The organism is Kribbella sp., assembly GCF_035655035.1.
GTDB lineage: Bacteria > Actinomycetota > Actinomycetes > Propionibacteriales > Kribbellaceae > Kribbella.
Genome location: NZ_DASRVN010000379.1, coordinates 1 through 16,530, shown reverse-complemented (window position 1 = coordinate 16,530; position 16,530 = coordinate 1). Strand labels below are relative to the sequence as shown.

At 69.0% G+C, this 16,530-nt stretch carries 15 protein-coding genes; 6 read left to right on the top strand and 9 right to left on the bottom strand.

The window, feature by feature from the left end; all coding sequences use genetic code 11:
• Positions 1 to 855: 3-hydroxyacyl-CoA dehydrogenase family protein (locus tag VFF46_RS21375; RefSeq protein WP_325038943.1), on the top strand; the 855-nt coding region annotated here is incomplete at its 5' end.
• A gap of 53 nt (positions 856 to 908) precedes the next feature.
• Here VFF46_RS21375 and VFF46_RS21370 read toward each other — a convergent pair.
• The 4 genes from VFF46_RS21370 to dxs all read right to left on the bottom strand — a co-directional run bounded on the left by VFF46_RS21370 (position 909) and on the right by dxs (position 6,993).
• Positions 909 to 2,387: an amino acid permease gene (locus VFF46_RS21370; protein ID WP_325038942.1), complete on the bottom strand. Its 1,479-nt coding sequence runs from the start codon at positions 2,385 to 2,387 to the stop codon at positions 909 to 911.
• A 71-nt stretch (positions 2,388 to 2,458) separates the two neighbouring features.
• Positions 2,459 to 3,760, bottom strand: coding sequence for a hypothetical protein (locus VFF46_RS21365; RefSeq protein WP_325038941.1), 1,302 nt, complete (start codon positions 3,758 to 3,760; stop codon positions 2,459 to 2,461).
• The gene (locus VFF46_RS21360; RefSeq protein ID WP_325038940.1) at positions 3,757 to 5,097 is read right to left on the bottom strand and encodes a hypothetical protein; all 1,341 of its coding nucleotides are present in this window, start codon (positions 5,095 to 5,097) and stop codon (positions 3,757 to 3,759) included. Before VFF46_RS21360 ends, VFF46_RS21365 begins: the two co-directional genes overlap by 4 nt.
• A gap of 9 nt (positions 5,098 to 5,106) precedes the next feature.
• Positions 5,107 to 6,993 carry a 1-deoxy-D-xylulose-5-phosphate synthase gene (gene dxs, locus VFF46_RS21355; RefSeq protein ID WP_325038939.1) on the bottom strand — a complete coding sequence of 629 codons (1,887 nt, stop codon included), beginning with the start codon at positions 6,991 to 6,993 and terminating at the stop codon, positions 5,107 to 5,109.
• A gap of 109 nt (positions 6,994 to 7,102) precedes the next feature.
• On the opposite strand from dxs, the gene VFF46_RS21350 reads away from it, so the two are divergent.
• Both VFF46_RS21350 and VFF46_RS21345 read left to right on the top strand, forming a co-directional pair.
• Positions 7,103 to 7,603 (top strand): DUF402 domain-containing protein, encoded by a 501-nt coding sequence (locus VFF46_RS21350; protein WP_325038944.1) that lies wholly within the window; start codon positions 7,103 to 7,105, stop codon positions 7,601 to 7,603.
• Between the two features lie 18 nt (positions 7,604 to 7,621).
• Positions 7,622 to 8,116 (top strand): DUF402 domain-containing protein, encoded by a 495-nt coding sequence (locus tag VFF46_RS21345; protein ID WP_325038938.1) that lies wholly within the window; start codon positions 7,622 to 7,624, stop codon positions 8,114 to 8,116.
• Here the strand turns inward: VFF46_RS21345 and VFF46_RS21340 are convergent.
• Complete coding sequence (locus VFF46_RS21340; protein ID WP_325038937.1) at positions 8,113 to 9,633, bottom strand: CocE/NonD family hydrolase; 1,521 nt, start codon at positions 9,631 to 9,633, stop codon at positions 8,113 to 8,115. The genes VFF46_RS21345 and VFF46_RS21340 overlap by 4 nt on opposite strands.
• A 63-nt stretch (positions 9,634 to 9,696) precedes the next feature.
• On the opposite strand from VFF46_RS21340, the gene VFF46_RS21335 reads away from it, so the two are divergent.
• Genes VFF46_RS21335 through VFF46_RS21325 form a run of 3 tightly spaced genes read left to right on the top strand, consistent with a single transcriptional unit; the run spans position 9,697 to position 13,066 of the window.
• The gene (locus VFF46_RS21335) at positions 9,697 to 10,686 is read left to right on the top strand and encodes a YdcF family protein (protein ID WP_325038936.1); all 990 of its coding nucleotides are present in this window, start codon (positions 9,697 to 9,699) and stop codon (positions 10,684 to 10,686) included.
• Positions 10,687 to 10,745: 59 nt separating this feature from the next.
• On the top strand, positions 10,746 to 12,653 hold the full coding sequence (locus tag VFF46_RS21330; RefSeq protein WP_325038935.1) for a Na+/H+ antiporter: 1,908 nt from the start codon (positions 10,746 to 10,748) through the stop codon (positions 12,651 to 12,653).
• Positions 12,653 to 13,066, top strand: a complete 414-nt coding sequence (locus VFF46_RS21325) for an HIT family protein (protein WP_325038934.1) — start codon at positions 12,653 to 12,655, stop codon at positions 13,064 to 13,066. The genes VFF46_RS21330 and VFF46_RS21325 overlap by 1 nt, the downstream gene beginning before the upstream one ends.
• Here VFF46_RS21325 and VFF46_RS21320 read toward each other — a convergent pair.
• The 4 genes from VFF46_RS21320 to acnA all read right to left on the bottom strand — a co-directional run.
• A complete protein-coding gene (locus VFF46_RS21320; RefSeq protein ID WP_325038933.1) occupies positions 13,046 to 13,501 on the bottom strand; it encodes a GNAT family N-acetyltransferase in 456 nt (151 codons plus the stop codon). The genes VFF46_RS21325 and VFF46_RS21320 overlap by 21 nt on opposite strands.
• Before the next feature lie 43 nt (positions 13,502 to 13,544).
• Complete coding sequence (locus VFF46_RS21315) at positions 13,545 to 14,075, bottom strand: HEAT repeat domain-containing protein (RefSeq protein WP_325038932.1); 531 nt, start codon at positions 14,073 to 14,075, stop codon at positions 13,545 to 13,547.
• 179 nt (positions 14,076 to 14,254) lie between these two features.
• The gene (locus VFF46_RS21310; protein WP_325038931.1) at positions 14,255 to 14,485 is read right to left on the bottom strand and encodes a cold shock domain-containing protein; all 231 of its coding nucleotides are present in this window, start codon (positions 14,483 to 14,485) and stop codon (positions 14,255 to 14,257) included.
• Positions 14,486 to 14,499: 14 nt separating this feature from the next.
• Positions 14,500 to 16,530 (bottom strand): aconitate hydratase AcnA (gene acnA / locus VFF46_RS21305; RefSeq protein ID WP_325038930.1); only part of this gene is annotated, 2,031 nt, incomplete at its 5' end.

The following is a 16,530-nucleotide window of genomic DNA, read 5'->3' as shown; positions in this document are numbered from 1 at the left end:
GAGGCCGTGTTCGAGGAGCTGCAGCTGAAGAAGACGATCTTCGCCGACCTGGAGAAGATCGTCCGGCCCGACGCGATCCTGGCGACCAACACGTCGTCGTTGCCGGTGACCGAGATGGCCGCGGACCTCGAGCACCCGGAGCGGGTCGTCGGGTTCCACTTCTTCAACCCGGTCGCGGTGCTGCCGCTGCTGGAGATCATCCGCGCGGACAGGACGGACGACGAGTCGCTGGCGACGGCGTTCGCGGTCGGCAAGAAGCTGAAGAAGTCGTGCGTGCTGGTGAAGGACGCGCCGGCGTTCGTGGTGAACCGGCTGCTGACCCGTTTCCTCGGTGAGGTCAGCGCGGCGGTGGACGAGGGCACGCCGATCCTCGAGGCGGACAAGGCGCTGTCCGCGCTCGGCCTGCCGATGCCGCCGTTCGTACTGCTGCAGCTGGTCGGTCTCCCGGTCGCGCTGCACGTCGCGGAGACGATGAACCGGGCCTACCCGGAGCGGTTCGCGGTGTCCGGGAACCTCGCGAAGGTGGTTGCCGCCGGCAAGAGTTCGTTCTACGTGTGGCCGGAGGGCAAGCCGGTCGTCGACCCGGAGGTCGAGGCGCTGGTGACGGTCGGCGACAAGCCGTCCACCGCCGACGAGCTGCGCACCCGGGTGCTGACCGCCCTCGCCGAGGAGATCAGGATCATGCTCGACGAGGGCGTGGTCGCGGAGGCGCAGGACATCGACCTCTGTCTGCTGCTCGGCGCCGGCTGGCCGTTCCACCTGGGCGGCATCACGCCGTACCTGGACCGCGCCGGCATCTCCGAGAAGGTCAACGGCACCCGCTTCCTGCCGAAGGGTGTCGCGAGCCTCGCCTAGTACCGCTGGGGGTCGGTGCGGCGCCGGAAGCCCGCTCCGGCCCCCAGCAGCTGTCAGGCCTTCTGTACCTCGCCGGTCTTCTGCTCGAGGCCCACGCGGCTCTTCCGGTACCCGTAGAGCGCGTAGAGGACGAAGCCGAGCACCATCCAGACCAGGAACCGGATCCAGGTCTCGATCGACAGGTTCAGCATCAGGTAGACGCAGATCACCGCGGCCAGGATCGGGATCACCGGGCTGCCCGGCACCCGGAACGAGCGCTTGATGTCCGGCCGGCTGCGGCGCAGCAGCGGCACCGCGATCGAGACCAGCGTGAACGCGGCCAGCGTGCCGATGTTCACCATCTCCTCGAGCTTCCCGATCGGCGTGACCCCGGCGATGATCGCCACCACGACACCGATCCCGATCGTCAGCCGGTACGGCGTACCCCACTTCGGGTGCGTCTTGCCCAGCTGCTTCGGCATCAGGTGGTCACGGCTCATCGCGAACACGACCCGGGCCGCGCCGATCATCAGCGTCAGTACGACGGTGGTCAGACCGGCGACCGCACCGGCCGAGATCAGCGTCGCGAAGCCGCCCCGGCCGACCGACTTGAACGCCTCGGCCAGCGCGGCCTCGCCGTTGATGTCGGTGTACTTGACCATGCCGGTGATCACGATGCAGACCAGCACGTACAGCACCGTGCAGATCGCCAGCGAACCGATGATGCCGCGCGGCAGGTCGCGCTGCGGGTTCTTGGCCTCCTCGGCCGTGGTCGCGACCACGTCGAACCCGATGAACGCGAAGAACACCAGCGACGCACCGGACACCAGGCCCATGATCCCGAACGCCGACGGGGCGCCGAACACGGCCTGGATCAGCGGGGTGGTGACATCGACGTGCGCGTTCGGCGACGGGACGCTCGGCGGGATGAAGGGCGACAGGTTCGAGCCCTTGATGTAGAACAGGCCGGCGACGATCACGAACAGCACCACGAACAGCTTGATGCCGACCAGCACCAGGTTGACCCGCAGCGACTCCTTGATGCCGATGGTCGCCAGCGTCGCCAGCACCAGGACCAGCAGCATCGCCAGCACGTTCACGTGACTGTCAGGCCCTATCGAGGACGGCCAGCCCAACCCGATCTGATCCAGGAACAACGCCGCGTACGTCGACCAGCCCTGCGCCACGACGCTTGCCCCGAGCATCAGTTCCAGCAGCAGGTCCCAGCCGATGATCCAGGCGAAGATCTCGCCCAGCGAGAAGTACGAGAACGTGTACGCCGAACCGGACACCGGCACGGTGGACGAGAACTCGGCGTAGCACAACGCGGCCAGCGCACAGCAGATCGCCGCGAGTACGAAGGACAGTGCGATGCCCGGGCCGGCGTACAGCTTGGCCGCACGCCCGGTCAGGGTGAAGATGCCGGCACCGATGATGACACCGATACCGAAGACGGTCAGGTCGATCGCGGTGAGGCGTTTCTTGAGCTGATACTCCGGCTCGTCCGTGTCGGCGATCGACTGCTCGATCGTCTTCTTCCGCACAAGACTCATCTGCGCCTCCTAGAAGGTGGACGGAACCCTTCGAGGTTGCCTGCTGAGACAGCGCGAGGTCAAACCGCCACTCAGCGTTGTGGCCGGTATGTTGTCAGCGCGGTCCACAGCGTCGCTTCGGTCAGCCCGGTGCGGGCCTGCAGGATCCGGTCGCGGGACGCCTGGTCGGTCCCGTTCCGGGCCAGGTCCTCGTACAGCTCCTCGACCTGGCCGAGACCGATCCTGTGCACGAGGTACCGGACGGCCAGCCAGCTCACGCCGTACACGTCCGCGGTGTTCTGGTAGAAGCCGTTGTCGCCCGGCAGCGAGGACAGCTGCGGTACGGCGGTGTCGACGACCTCCCGCTCCCACTTGACCACCTCGCCCGGTCCGCTGATCGCCTCGATCCCCCGCCAGGACACGTACTCCGCCGTGCCCTCGGCCAGCCACAGCGGCTCGTACCCGCCGAGCGCCGCGGTCACCACGTGGGTGATCTCGTGCGACAGCAGGATCTCGTCGGCCTGGTCGCGCTGGTTCGGGTTGATCACGACGTAGCCGCCGGCGACCGTGCCGTCGGCGGTGTCCTGCCCCGGCAGCGACGAGAACGTCGCACCGGTACTGGCCGCGGACTCGATGTCCTCGTCCGCGAACCGGGCGTCCCGGACAGCAGTCCGGTCGAGCGCGATCACCAGCACCGACCCGGTCCACTTCAGCGGCCAGTACGCCATCACCTCGGCGAGGCCCTCGTTCGCGGCCCGGACGATCGCCCGGCCGCGCCTGGTGTCACCCTTCCCGACGATCACCATCACCCGCGGCGCGCGCTGCACCTCGATCCGGCCGAGGTCCCACGCCTCGCGGTGCGCGCCCGGCCCGAGGTCGGCGTCGAGCTCGCTGTCGGACGTCAGCAGCCAGTGCCCGTCGCGGGCGACGAACGTGTACCCGAGCTCGGTCGTCACCGGTGTGAAGTCGACCTTGGGAATCTGGTACCGCATCAGCACCCGGACGAGGTACGTCGTACGCCCGTGGGCCCTGAGCAGGGCCGGGTCGAAGCGTTCCTCGGCCTGGCTGTAGCCGAGCTCGGTGAACCCGATCTCCATCAGGTTCGCGAACAGGACCTTCTGCGCGGCGACGAGCTTCTTGTTGAGCGGATCGACGTCGGCCAGGAACTGCTGCTCGTCACCGGTCTGCACGGCGCCGGCCCGGCGTACCAGGATCGTGTCGATCGCGACCCGGCGAGCCGCCACGGCCGCGGCGATCCGGGACGGCTTGCTGGGCCGCGCCGACGGCGTGGCCAGCGCCCGGGCGCGTTCGTCCTGTTCGCGTTGTTCAACGGTGTAGGCGACGCCACCGGAGACCAGGACCACCGCCAGCAGCAGACCCAGCCAGCGCCTCATGCTGCCGCGGCTGCTTTCAGGGCACGGAAGAGTCCGGCCTCCGTCATTCCGAGGTGCTCGAGCATGATCCGGTCGCGGTCCTTCTGCGTGACGCCCGTCGAGGCGAGTTCACGGTACAGCGTGCCCACCTCGGTCCCGCCGAACCGCGTGAACAGGTAGTCGAGCGCCAGCCAGGACAGCGGGTACGAGCTGACGGCCTGGTCGAAGAACGTCGCGTCCGGGGGCAGCCCGGTCGCCTTCGCGAGGTACTTCGTCCGGACGTCCTGCCGGTACTGGCTGATCGCCAGGTCCCGCTCCCCCGGCATGTTGTTCAGGAACTCGATGTACGTCGCGGCGCCCTCGACCAGCCAGCGCGGGGCGTACGGCCCGTACGGCGCGGTCGCGACGTGGGTGAACTCGTGCGCGAGGATGCGGGTGTCGACCTTGTCCCGGTTGTGCGGGTTCAGCACGACGTACGAGTCGGTCCGCTCCCCCTCGCCGGTGACCTCGCCGGGCAGCGTGCGGTACACGAAGGTCGCCATCGCGACCGCGTCCGCGGCGTTCCGCGGCTGCGAGTAGTCGGCGCCGCGGACCACCTTGTCGTCGAGCGCGATCACCACGCCGGAGCCGTTCCAGCCGCCGGGCCAGTCCTTGGAGACCGCCTGGACGGCATTCTGTGACATCGTGACGAACTTGTTCGCGAGCGCGTCCTGGCCCTGCTCGACGACCACGAGCACCCGCGGCGCCCGCTTCACCAGGACCGGCCCGAAGTCCCAGGCCTCCTGGTGCGAGCCGCGCGGCAGCCGCTTGTCGAGGTCCGAGTCGGACATCAGCATCCAGGTCCCGTTCGGCCGGCGGCTGAACGTGTACCCGAGCATCGCCCGCACCGGCACCAGGTCGATGCCACGCAGTTGGTACTCCATCGCTACCGCGACCAGGTACGTCGACGGGCCGTACTTCTGCGCGAGCGCGTCGTCGTACTGCTGGGCGAGCTGCTGGTAGGCGAGCTTCGCGAAACCGAACTGGCGGAGGTTCGTGAACAGAGTGCGCTGCCGTTCCACCAGCTTGGTGTTCGCCGGGTCGACGTCCGCGATGAACTCCTGTTCGTTCCCGGTCAGGACCGCCTGCGAACGGCGCTGCAGCACCTGGTTGACGGCCGCGGACCGGGCCGCCAGGTCGATCGCCGGCGTATTCGGGCCGGCGCCGGCCGCGTCGTCGGCGTGCTGGCTCGAACTGTGCAGGTACAGCCCGCCGCCGACCGCCGCCGCGACCAGGGCCAGCGAGAGCAGGATCGGCCAGGCCCGCGACCGCCGACGGACGGCGGCATGCCTGCTGTGTCGCCCTCCCCCGTCCGACATGGCGCCCGGCTAAGAGTTCCGGCCGCCGGCCCGGTGCGGTTCGCCGAGGGCGGCGTCGACGTGCTGCGTGAGCTGCTCGGTGATCTCCCGGGCGATCTCCTGCCCGGTGAGCCCGATCTCCTGCAGTACGGCGGCGCGCTTGGCGTGCTCGAGGAATACCTGCGGTACGCCGAAGTCGCGGAACGTGGTCCGTACGCCGCCGTCGCGGAGCGCCTGCGCGATCATCTCGCCGCAGCCGCCGGCCCGCCCGTTGTCCTCGATCGAGACGACCAGCTTGAAGTCCGCGGCCAGCTCGACGAGCTCCGGGGCCACCGGCTTCACCCAGCGCGGGTCGACCACGGTGACGCCGAAGCCGTGCTGCTCGAGCCGCTGCGCGACGTCCATCGCGGTCGCCGCCATCGAACCGATCCCGACCAGCAGCACGTCCTGGCCGGAGCGCTGCAGTACGTCGACCGAGCCGACCCGGTCGACCTCCTCGATGTCCGCGAACACCTCGCCCTTGGCGAACCGCAGCGCGGTCGGGACGTCGTCCACGTCGACGGCCTCGTTCAGCAGCTCCTGGAGCCGCTTGCCGTCCCGCGGCGCCGCCAGCCGCAGGCCCGGGACGAGCTGCAGCAGCGACATGTCGTACACACCGTTGTGGGTCGGACCGTCGTCACCCGTGACCCCCGCACGGTCGAGGACGAACGTCACACCGCACTTGTGCAGCGCGACGTCCATCATGGTCTGGTCGAAGGCCCGGTTGAGGAACGTGGAGTACAGGCACACGACCGGGTGCAGGCCGCCGAGCGCGAGACCTGCCGCGCTGGTCACCGCGTGCTGCTCGGCGATCCCGACGTCGAAGGTCCGGCCCGGGAACTCCTCCGCGAACGGCGCCAGCCCGGTCGGGTGCAGCATCGCCGCGGTGATCGCGACCACGTCCGGGCGCCGGTGGCCGATCTTCACCAGCTCGTCGGAGAACACGTCGGTCCAGCCGCGCGGCTTGTTCAGCGGGCGGACCTGGTGCAGGTTGTCCTCCTCGTCCTGCTCGGCGGCCGGGTAGCCGAAGCCCTTCTTGGTGACCGCGTGCACGATCACCGGGCCGCCGAAGGACTTCGCGTTCCGCAGCGCGTCCTCGAGCGCCTGCCGGTCGTGGCCGTCGACCGGGCCGACGTACTTCAGGCCGAGGTCCTCGAACATGCCCTGCGGGGCGAGCATGTCCTTCAGGCCCTTCTTCACGCCGTGCAGCACCTCGTACATCGGCGGGCCGACGTACGGCGTCCGGCCGAGGTTCTTCTTGATCAGGTCGAGGATCTTCTCGTACCGCGGGTTGGTGCGCAGGCTGGTCAGGTGCGTCGCGAGGCCGCCGACGGTCGGGCTGTACGAGCGGCCGTTGTCGTTCACGATGATGACCAGGTTCAGGTCCTTGGCGGCGGCGATGTTGTTCAGCGCCTCCCAGGCCATCCCGCCGGTCAGCGCGCCGTCGCCGATCACCGCGACCACGTGCCGGTTCTCGCCGCGCAGCCGGTACGCCTTCGCCAGGCCGTCGGCGTACGACAGCGCGGTCGAGGCGTGGCAGTTCTCGACGATGTCGTGCTCGGACTCGGACCGGCTCGGGTACCCGGACAGGCCGCCGGCCTGCCGGAGCGTGCCGAAGTCCCCGGCCCGGCCGGTGACCAGCTTGTGCACGTAGGCCTGGTGGCCGATGTCGAAGACCAGCCGGTCCCGCGGGGAGTCGAAGACCCGGTGCATCGCCAGGGTGATCTCGACCATGCCGAGGTTCGGACCGAGGTGGCCGCCGGTGCGGGTCACGGTCTCGACCAGCACGTCACGGATCTCGGTCGCCAGATCGGTCAGCTGCTGATCCGTCAGCTTCTTGAGGTCGTCCGGACCCTCTACCGTCTCCAGCACGCGCATCGAGCTCCTCCCGCAGGTAGTCCTCGAATGCTCTCATATTCCAAGACGCCGGCCACGTGTGGCTGGTTCGAAGGTGTGCTGCGTCTCACTTAGGGTAACGGGTGTGGAGATGGTGAGGACGTTGTTCCGGAAATACGACGGGCAGCCGCACCGCCTGCTCGAGGCGATCCGGCTCGGTGAGGACGAGCACGGCCTGTGGGTCGGCTCGCTGCCCGGCAGCCGGGGCCAGCGCGCCGACGGCAGCTGGCAGTCCATCGACCACCACCGGGTCCGGCTGTTCCCGCGCGGGCAGTGGTGGAGCGCGCTGTTCAACGACGTACCGCACCTGACCGCGATCTACTGCGACATCACGATGCCGGCCGAGTTCGGCGTCGACTCGGTCACCGCGGTCGACCTCGACCTGGACATCCGCCTGCTCCGCGACGGCACGGTCAAGGTGATGGACGAGGACGAGTTCCGCGACCACCAGCTCCGCTACGACTACCCACCGCAAGTGATCGCCACCGCCCAGGCCGTCTGCGACCACCTGGCCGCCACCATCACCAGCACCGAACCGTTCATGACCGCCTACAAGCCGTACCTGGAGCAGCTCCGCTCGCTGACGCCCTGAGCCGGTAAGTTGACGCCCATGCGCGATGTCCGGGTGGTCTACCGCAAGTACGACGAGAAGCTGCACTGGCATCAGTGGATGCGGTATCTCGGTGAGGACGAGTACGGGGTGTGGCTGGGGGCGCCGGCGGGGTCGGTGTCGCAGCGTGGCGCCGAGCCCGAGGTGACGCAGGAGCAGGCGCACGTGCAGCTGTTCCCGCGGGACAAGTGGTTCACCGCGATCTTCAACGACGAGCCGCGGTACACCGAGATCTACGCCGACATCACCACGCCGGTCGAGTTCTCCGACGACGTGGTGACGATGATCGACCTCGACCTGGACGTGATCAAGCGCCGCGACGGCACCGTCTTCGTGGACGACGAGGACGAGTTCGCCGAGCACCAGGTGAAGTACTCGTACCCGCCGGACGTGATCGCCACCGCCCAGCAGACCTGCGACTGGCTCTTCCGCGCCGTCTCCACCGAGGAACCGTTCCTGACCGTCTACAAGACCCACCTGGACAAGATCCGCTAACGCACCTGGTGGACGCTCAGTGAGCCGTTCTTGAGCAGCATCAGGCCGGGGAGCGGGCCGCGTTGGCCGGCGTACATGTCGGCGATCGGGGCGGCGGTCAGGTACAGGTTCTGGCCGGCCGGGACGTCCACCGCGATCGCCGGGAGTTCGAAGGTACGGCGGACACCGTGCGCGGCGCGTTGTTCGCGCAGCGGCATCGTGTTGTTCTGCACGATCTTCGCGGTCAGCGGGTTCGTGCCGACGCTCAGCGCGAAGTACGCCGCCGACTGCGGGATGATCGTGTACACGTTCGCGGTCACGGTCGGCGTACCGGCGATCGTGATCGGGCCCTTCGCGATCGGCAGGTTGACCGGCAGCCCGGCACCGGTCGGTACGACGATCTTGCCGAGCGGGTAGCGCTTGTTCGGCGTCAAGCTCCGTTGCGTGAGGCAACGACCGGCGGCGGTGGACAGGTGGTAGGTGCCGAACCCGGTCAGACCCTCGGACTTGTGCAGCAGCTTCTCCTGCATGAAGCGGATCGACAGGCTCGAGAAGTCCGGCGAGCCGAGCGCGACCGAGCAGGGATCACCGGGCGTCGCGTACCCCGGCGGTACGACGGCGGGCAGCGTGTGACCGCCGTTGTACCCGACGAAGATCGACCGCGCCCGGGCCCGCGCCGTGAGCGCGTGGTCGAAGTTCATCAGGCCCTGGTTGAGGTTGAACAGGTTGTCGGAGATGCCCTGGCCGAACAGCACCGGGATGTCGAGCTTGCGCCCCTGGGACACGTGCCAGGCCGGGCCGTTGTGCGCGAAGAACTCTGTCAGGTCGCGTCCGGCTTTCCCGGCCGGCCACGCGCCGGTGGCGATCAGCGCGACGAACGCCTTCGACACCGCCGGCGGCAGGTGCGTCGCGCCGCCCGCGAACAGGATCGACAGCCACATCGTCCGGGCCGCCTCCTGCGGCGCGAGACTCTGCTTCAGGTCCCACCAGGTGATCTCCGGCGCCAGCGCGTCGAACCGGGTCGCGCCGCGGTCCCGCAGCTCGGTGAACGCGCCGGCGAGCTGGTACCCACCGCCGTACGAGCCTCCGATCGCGCCGATCAGGGGATCACCGGGCCGTTGCTTCGTCACCCAGTCGAGGCTCGCCACCAGGTCGACCAGCTTGACCACGTCGCGGCCCTCGTAGTCCGGGTTCATCACGTGCGCGACGCCGGTGCTCTGCCCGAAGCTCCGCTGGTCGAAGCTCAGTACGCCGAACCCGGCGTCCAGCCACGCCTTGAACGCCTTCGGGTCCGTCGTCCGGCTCCCGCCCCAGCCATGGCTGTGGAAGATCAGCGGCACGGTGTGCTGCTTCGACGCGGTGGACGGTTTGAACAGCGTGTAACAGATCTTCACGGGCGTCGTCGTCCCTGGCTCCGGCACCGAATCGACGCAACCGTTGGTGACCGTGTTGGTGACCGTATCGGCGGCCGCGGCCGGGACCACCGGCGACAGCGACAGCGCCACCACACCGACCAGGGCAAGCACACGACGACGCATCAACCACTCCTGAAATGGTTTGATACCGATTGTGAACATGAGTGTACGAGAGGTGACATCGGCATGATCGTCTCGTTCGGGGTCGCCGGTCTATGGCTCGTGGTCTTCGCGGTCAACTTTCTGCGCGACCGCCGGCTGCTGCTGAACGGCGTCTACCTGGTGCTGGCCTGCCTGTTCGCGCTGGCCGGCCTGGTCTTCGCGCTCGAGCGGCTGTCCCGGACGGCCGCGGAGGTCGTGGTCGTGGCGGTACTGATCGCGATCATGCTGTCCGTCGCCGTACTCGCGGTCTTCCTGATCTGGAACGGGCTGATCATGTTCCGCCGGGAAGGCCGCCGGCTCGGAAACCTGCTCTCACTGCTGGCCGGGCTGGCCATCGTCGCGTTAGGGCTGTTCGGTTTTCTGACCGAGCGGATCGGCTGGCGGCCGTTGGAGATCGTACAGACGTCGCTGCTCCGGATCCTGGCCTACGTGTCGTTCCTGTTCGTGTGCTTCCTGGTGTACTCCACCGTGTACAGCTGGGTCGCGTGGCAGCGCCCGATCGACTTCATCGTCGTCCTCGGTTCGGCGCTCCGCGGCACCCGGGTGCCACCGCTGCTGGCAAGCCGCTTGGATCGCGCCCGAGAGGTCTTCGAGCAGGAACAGTGCCGGCCGCTGCTCATCACCTCCGGCGGACAGGGCAGGGGTGAGGAGATCCCGGAGTCACACGCGATGGCGGAGTACCTGGTCGAGCACGGCGTGCCGGCCGATCGGATCCGGCGCGAGGACCGGTCGAGGTCGACGACGGAGAACCTGGTGTTCAGCGCGCAGATCATGCAGGCGCTGAAGCCGGCGTACCGCTGCCTGATCGTGACGAACAATTTCCATGCCTTCCGGGCCGCGATGACCGCACGCCGGGCCAAGGTCGACGGGCAGGTGATCGGTTCACCGACCGCGCAGTACTACTGGCCCAGTGCGACCCTGCGTGAGTTCGTCGCGATCCTGGTGCAGCACCGGTGGGACAACCTCACCGTCTGTGCCGTGATCGTCGCCGGGGTGATCCTGCAGAACCTCTGACGGTGCGCTCTGCGCGAACCGATGGGTGGAAACCGCGTCGCCGCTGCGACACTGTGCCCGTGCATATCGCGATCGAGGTCGTGGCCCTCGTCGCCGTCGTCGCGGGCGGCGCCGCGCTGGCGCGACGGATCGGCCTCTCGGCTCCCCTGCTGCTGGTGGTCATCGGGATCGCCGCGTCGTACCTGCCGTTCATCCCGCGCGTCGAGCTCCAGCCCGAGGTCGTGCTGGTCGGCTTCCTGCCGCCGCTGCTGTACTCCGCGGCGATCAAGACCAGCCTGGTCGACTTCTCCAAGCACCGCCGGTCGATCGGGCTGCTGTCCGTCGGCCTGGTCGCGTTCACCGCACTCGGTGTCGGCCTGGTCACCTGGTGGCTGCTCGGCCGGGTCGCGGCGTCGATCGGTCAGCAGCCGCTGCCGTTCTGGGCCGCGTTCGCGATCGGTGCGGTGGTCGCGCCGCCGGACGCGGTCGCCGCGACCGCGATCGCCAAACGCGTCGGTCTCCCCCGGCGGATCGTCACAATCCTCGAAGGCGAGAGCCTGCTGAACGACGCGACCGCGCTGGTCTGCCTGCGCACGGCGGTCGCGGCCGCCCTCGTCACGCCGACCGTGCTGCACGTCGGCCTGGACTTCCTGCGCGCGGCCGGTGGCGGCGTACTGATCGGCATCGTCGTCACGTTCGTGCTGGCGAAGATCCGCCGCCGGTTCACCGACCCGGTGCTGGACACCACGCTCAGCCTGACCGCGCCGTTCGTCGCGTACATCGCGGCGGAGAACCACTACATTCACGCGTCCGGCGTACTCGCCGTCGTCGTCACCGGCCTGCTGCTCGGCCACAAGGCGCCGATCATCCAGTCGGCCAAGTCGCGGATGTCGGAGCGGACCAACTGGCGCACGTTCCAGTTCCTGCTGGAGAACACGGTCTTCCTGCTGATCGGCCTGCAGACCCGGTGGATCCTCGACGACCTGACCGCGAGCCCGTTGCCGACCTGGCTGATCGCGGCCACGACGCTCGCGGTGTTCCTCGCGGTCGTGCTGCTGCGCCCGATCTGGGTGATCCCGACGACGATGCTGTCCCGCCGGTTCCTCGGACCGTCGCAGCCGGGGCCGGTGTCCCGGCGCGCGCTGATCGTCGTGTCCTGGGCGGGGATGCGCGGTGTGGTCACACTGGCGGCGGTGTTCACGCTGCCCCCTTCGACGCCGCACCGCGAAGTACTGGTGTTCATCGCGCTCGCCGTCACCGCAGGCACGCTGCTCGTCCAGGGCTCGACACTGCCGTGGCTGGTACGCCGGTTGCGCCTGCCCGGGCCGGACCCGGCGGAGGACGCGCTGCAGGAGGCCGCCGTACTGCAAGGAGCCCACCGGGCCGCGATCGCCAAGCTCGACGAACTCGTGCAGCCGAGCGACCCGCCGGCCGTTCTCGACGTACTGCGGCAGCGGGGTGAGGCCCGGGCACAGGCGGCCTGGGAGCGGCTCGGGCGGCCGGAGAGCGAGTACGAGACGCCGAGCGAGGCGTACCGGCGGCTGCGGATCGCGATGCTCGAGGCGGAGCGCTCGCACATCCTCAAGGTCCGCGACGCCGGCCTGGTCGCGGACGAGGTGCTCCAGCGGGCGCAGAGCGCGCTCGACATCGAGGAGTCGATCCTGGACCGCGACGAGGACGACGACGTCGGCGGGCGCTCCGAGGACCTGCGGCCGAAGGTGCCGCCGGGCGGCGCGTGTTCGCACCTCGAGGAGGCACCGGTGGTGGTCACGCCGAACACGCCGGACGGCTGCGAGGAGTGCCTGGCGACCGGTGGGTCATGGGTTCACCTGCGGCTGTGTCTCGGCTGCGGGCACGTCGGGTGCTGCGACTCGTCGGTGATGAAGCACGCCAGCAAGCACCACGCCACGACCAAGCACCCGGTGATGCGCAGCTTCGAGCCGGGCGAGACTTGGCGTTGGTGCTTCGTGGACGAGAAACTGGGCTGATGGCTGACTGCTTGTTCTGTTCAATCATCGCGGGTACGACGCCCGCGCAGATCGTCCTGGACACACCTGAGGTCGTCGGGTTCCTGGACGTCCGGCCGGTGTTCAAGGGGCACACGCTGATCGTGCCGCGCGCGCACGTGCCGACGCTGGTCGAGCTGCCGGACGAGCTGACGGTCCCGCTGTTCGGCGCGGCCCGCTCGGTGGCGGCCGCGGTCCGGACGGCGTTCGACGCGCAAGGGTCGTTCGTTGCCGTGAACAACGTCGTGTCGCAGTCGGTGCCGCATCTGCACGTCCACGTCGTACCGCGCACCAAGGGCGACGGGTTGCGCGGCTTCTTCTGGCCGCGGACGAAGTACACCGACACCGCCGAGGCCGAGGAGTACGCCGGGAAGCTACGCGCGGCGCTGCCCTAGCTCGTACTCCACCTGTGGGAGCGGGTTGCCGTCGCCGAAGTCTCTCGTCTGGGTGGCACCGGTCTCGACGAAGCCGCACTTGGTGTAGAAGCGCCGGGACTGTGGGGTGTCGCGCAGGGTCCAGAGGTGTACGCGGTCGGTCGCCAGGTGCTGGAGCGTCGCGTCCATGAGGGCGACCGAGACGCCGCTGCCCCAGCCGTCCGGGTGCGTGTAGAAGCTGTAGATCTCGGCGTACCCGGGCCGCGTCTCGGACGGCAGACTCCACGACATCGCCAACGCCCGCTCCCCGACGAACCCGAGCATCACCAGCCCGCTCCCCACCCGCAGCCGCTCATACCACCGGCCCAGCCGGCTCTCGATCCCCTCCCGCGCAACCTCCGCGGAAAACAGCGGCCCGTACGCCGCACCCCAAGAAGCAGCATGGATCTCCCCCACAACAGCACCATCTCCGGAGGTCGCAGGCCGCGCGGAGATCCGGTCAGCGGATGGGGCGGTCAAGGCGGGTTTCCAGGTTGGTGAGTGCGCGTTCTACGGCGGCTCGCACGGTGTGGTCGGGGTCGTCAGCGAGTGGGCGGAGGGCGGCGGCGTGTTCGTACTCGCCTGCGGCGCCCACCGCACGGACAGCCGCCGCGCGGACCCGTGGGAGTTCGTGGTCGAGGAGCGGGAGCAGTACGTCGACCAGCTGACCGAGCTCACGCTGAGCGGTGATCTTCGCAACGTGCTCCTGCACCCGCCACGCCGGATCCCCCGCGGCGACCCGCAGTACGTCGACGAGGTCATCCCGCCACACGTACAGGAACACCCGCGCCGCCCACACCCGGACCCAGTAGTAGTTGACCGGATCAACCGGCGTCTTCCACCCACCCGGATTCTCCGCCCCGGTGATCGCCACCAACTTCGGCAACGCGGCGCCGTACGCCTCCTCCCCCGAGATCTCCCCACCGAGAAACGCGACACACCAGTCGATCACGGCGTCCTCGCCGTACTCCCCACAAGCCGCCCGAACCACATCCCGAGGCGTATCCCGACCCTTTCCCATCCCCCCACTAAACCCCACCGATCCGACAGTTCTCCGTCGACTCGTGGTTTTCAGCCGACGACACGCCGATCAGCACAACCTCGCTCCACGACTCGCCAAGCGGGCCGCAAGCCATCCGACACGACTCGGTGAGCACGAAGGAGCTGTCGTCAGAGCGCCTTGGCCCACTCAGCGCGGTAGTCGTAGCCGTCCTGGTCCGCCGACTCCCAGCGGACGCGCACGGAGCCGCCCGGCGGCAGGGAGCGGAATCCCTCGGCCTCGATCACCGAGAAGTGGGTCCAGCAGCCGCCGGGGGTGCTGGGGCAGTCAACGACGCCCCAGCCCTCCTCGTCGTGCCAGATCCGGACGACGCCGTCATCCTCGCCGGTCCGACGCTCCATCTCGTCGGCCGCCGTCAGCTCGCGATCAGCGAGCGCAGTACGTATTGCAGGATGCCGCCGTTGCGGTAGTAGTCGGCCTCACCGGGGGTGTCGATCCGGACGACCGCGTCGAACTCCTGCACGCCGCCGTCGGGTGAGGTTGCCTTGACGTGCACCGTGCGCGGGATGTCGCCGTCGTTCAGCGCGGTGACGCCGGTGATGTCGAAGGTCTCCTCGCCGGTCAGGCCGAGCGACTCCGCGGTCTCGCCCTCCGGGTACTGCAGCGGCAGCACGCCCATGCCGATCAGGTTCGACCGGTGGATGCGCTCGAACGACTCGGTGATGACGGCCTTCGCGCCGAGCAGCGCCGTACCCTTCGCGGCCCAGTCCCGCGACGAACCCGAGCCGTACTCCTTGCCGGCCAGGATCACCAGCGGGGTGCCCTGCTCGGCGTACGCCTGGGCCGCGTCGTAGATCGTGGTGACCGGCGCGTCGTCCTTGGTGAAGTCGCGGGTGAAACCGCCCTCGGTGCCCGGGGCGATCTGGTTCCGCAGCCGGATGTTCGCGAACGTACCGCGGATCATCACCTCGTGGTTGCCCCGGCGGGAACCGTACGAGTTGAAGTCCTTCCGGTCCACCCCGTGCTCGGCCAGGTACTTGCCGGCCGGGCTGTCGGCCTTGATCGAACCGGCCGGCGAGATGTGGTCGGTGGTGACCGAGTCGCCGAGCTTCGCCAGCACCCGGGCGCCGGCGATGTCGGTGACCGGCGACGGGTCCTTCGCCATCCCGTCGAAGTACGGAGGCTTCCGGACGTACGTCGACTCGGCGTCCCAGGCGAACGTCTTGCCCTCGGGCGTCGGCAGCGACTGCCAGCGCTCGTCACCGGCGAACACGTCGGCGTAGTCCTTCGTGAACATCTCCTTGTTGATCGAGCTCGCGATGGTCCGCTCGACCTCGTCGGCGCTCGGCCAGATGTCGGACAGGAACACGTCGTTCCCGTCGGTGTCCTTGCCGAGGGCATCGTTCTCGAAGTCGAAGTCCATCGTCCCGGCGAGCGCGTACGCGATCACCAGCGGCGGCGACGCCAGGTAGTTCATCTTCACGTCCGGGTTGATCCGGCCCTCGAAGTTCCGGTTGCCGGACAGCACGCTCACGACCGCGAGGTCCGCTTCCTGCACGCCGGCCGAGATCGGCTCGGGCAGCGGGCCGGAGTTGCCGATGCACGTCGTACACCCGTAGCCGACCAGGTGGAAGCCGAGCTTCTCCAGGTACGGCGTCACGCCGGCCTTCTCGTAGTAGTCGGTGACGACCTTCGACCCCGGCGCCAGCGACGTCTTCACCCACGGCTTGGAGGCGAGGCCCTTGTCGACCGCGTTCTTCGCGAGCAGCGCAGCGGCCAGCATGACCGACGGGTTGGAGGTGTTGGTGCAGGAGGTGATGCTCGCGATCACCACGTGGCCGTGGTCGAGCTCGATCTCCTGGCCCTCCAGCGTGACCTTCGTCTTCTTCGACGGACGGTCCTTGCCGGCGGCAACGGTGTGCGGGTTGTCGTCCGGGTGGCCGTGCCCGTTCGGCGCGTCGCTGGCCGGGAAGCTCCCGGTCTCCGACGGGTCGACGTCCTTCTCCTCGGTCGCGTAGTCCGGCAGCACGCCGCGGAACGACTCCTTGGCCTTGCTCAGCTCGATCCGGTCCTGCGGGCGCTTCGGGCCGGCGATCGACGGCACCACCGTCGACAGGTCGAGCTCCAGGTACTCGGAGTACCGCGGCTCGACGGCCGGGTTGTGCCAGAGGCCCTGCTCCTTCGCGTACGCCTCGACCAGCGCGACGTCGTCGTCGGAGCGACCGGTCAGCCGCAGGTAGTCCAGCGTCACGTCGTCGATCGGGAAGATCGCGCAGGTGGAGCCGAACTCCGGGCTCATGTTGCCGATCGTGGCCCGGTTCGCCAGCGGCACCGCCGCGACACCGTCGCCGTAGAACTCGACGAACTTGCCGACCACGCCGTGCTTGCGCAGCATCTGGGTGATCGTCAGCACGACGTCGGTCGCGGTCGCGCCGGCCGGGACCGC

Bases quoted from the DNA above. Each gene is read 5' to 3' on its own strand.
- VFF46_RS21370 (WP_325038942.1), bottom strand. From the start codon at position 2,387: ATGAGTCTTGTGCGGAAGAAGACGATCGAGCAGTCGATCGCCGACACG.
- VFF46_RS21365 (WP_325038941.1), bottom strand. From the start codon at position 3,760: ATGAGGCGCTGGCTGGGTCTGCTGCTGGCGGTGGTCCTGGTCTCCGGT.
- VFF46_RS21360 (WP_325038940.1), bottom strand. From the start codon at position 5,097: ATGTCGGACGGGGGAGGGCGACACAGCAGGCATGCCGCCGTCCGTCGG.
- dxs (WP_325038939.1), bottom strand. From the start codon at position 6,993: ATGCGCGTGCTGGAGACGGTAGAGGGTCCGGACGACCTCAAGAAGCTG.
- VFF46_RS21350 (WP_325038944.1), top strand. From the start codon at position 7,103: ATGGTGAGGACGTTGTTCCGGAAATACGACGGGCAGCCGCACCGCCTG.
- VFF46_RS21345 (WP_325038938.1), top strand. From the start codon at position 7,622: ATGCGCGATGTCCGGGTGGTCTACCGCAAGTACGACGAGAAGCTGCAC.
- VFF46_RS21340 (WP_325038937.1), bottom strand. From the start codon at position 9,633: ATGCGTCGTCGTGTGCTTGCCCTGGTCGGTGTGGTGGCGCTGTCGCTG.
- VFF46_RS21335 (WP_325038936.1), top strand. From the start codon at position 9,697: ATGATCGTCTCGTTCGGGGTCGCCGGTCTATGGCTCGTGGTCTTCGCG.
- VFF46_RS21325 (WP_325038934.1), top strand. From the start codon at position 12,653: ATGGCTGACTGCTTGTTCTGTTCAATCATCGCGGGTACGACGCCCGCG.
- VFF46_RS21310 (WP_325038931.1), bottom strand. From the start codon at position 14,485: ATGGAGCGTCGGACCGGCGAGGATGACGGCGTCGTCCGGATCTGGCAC.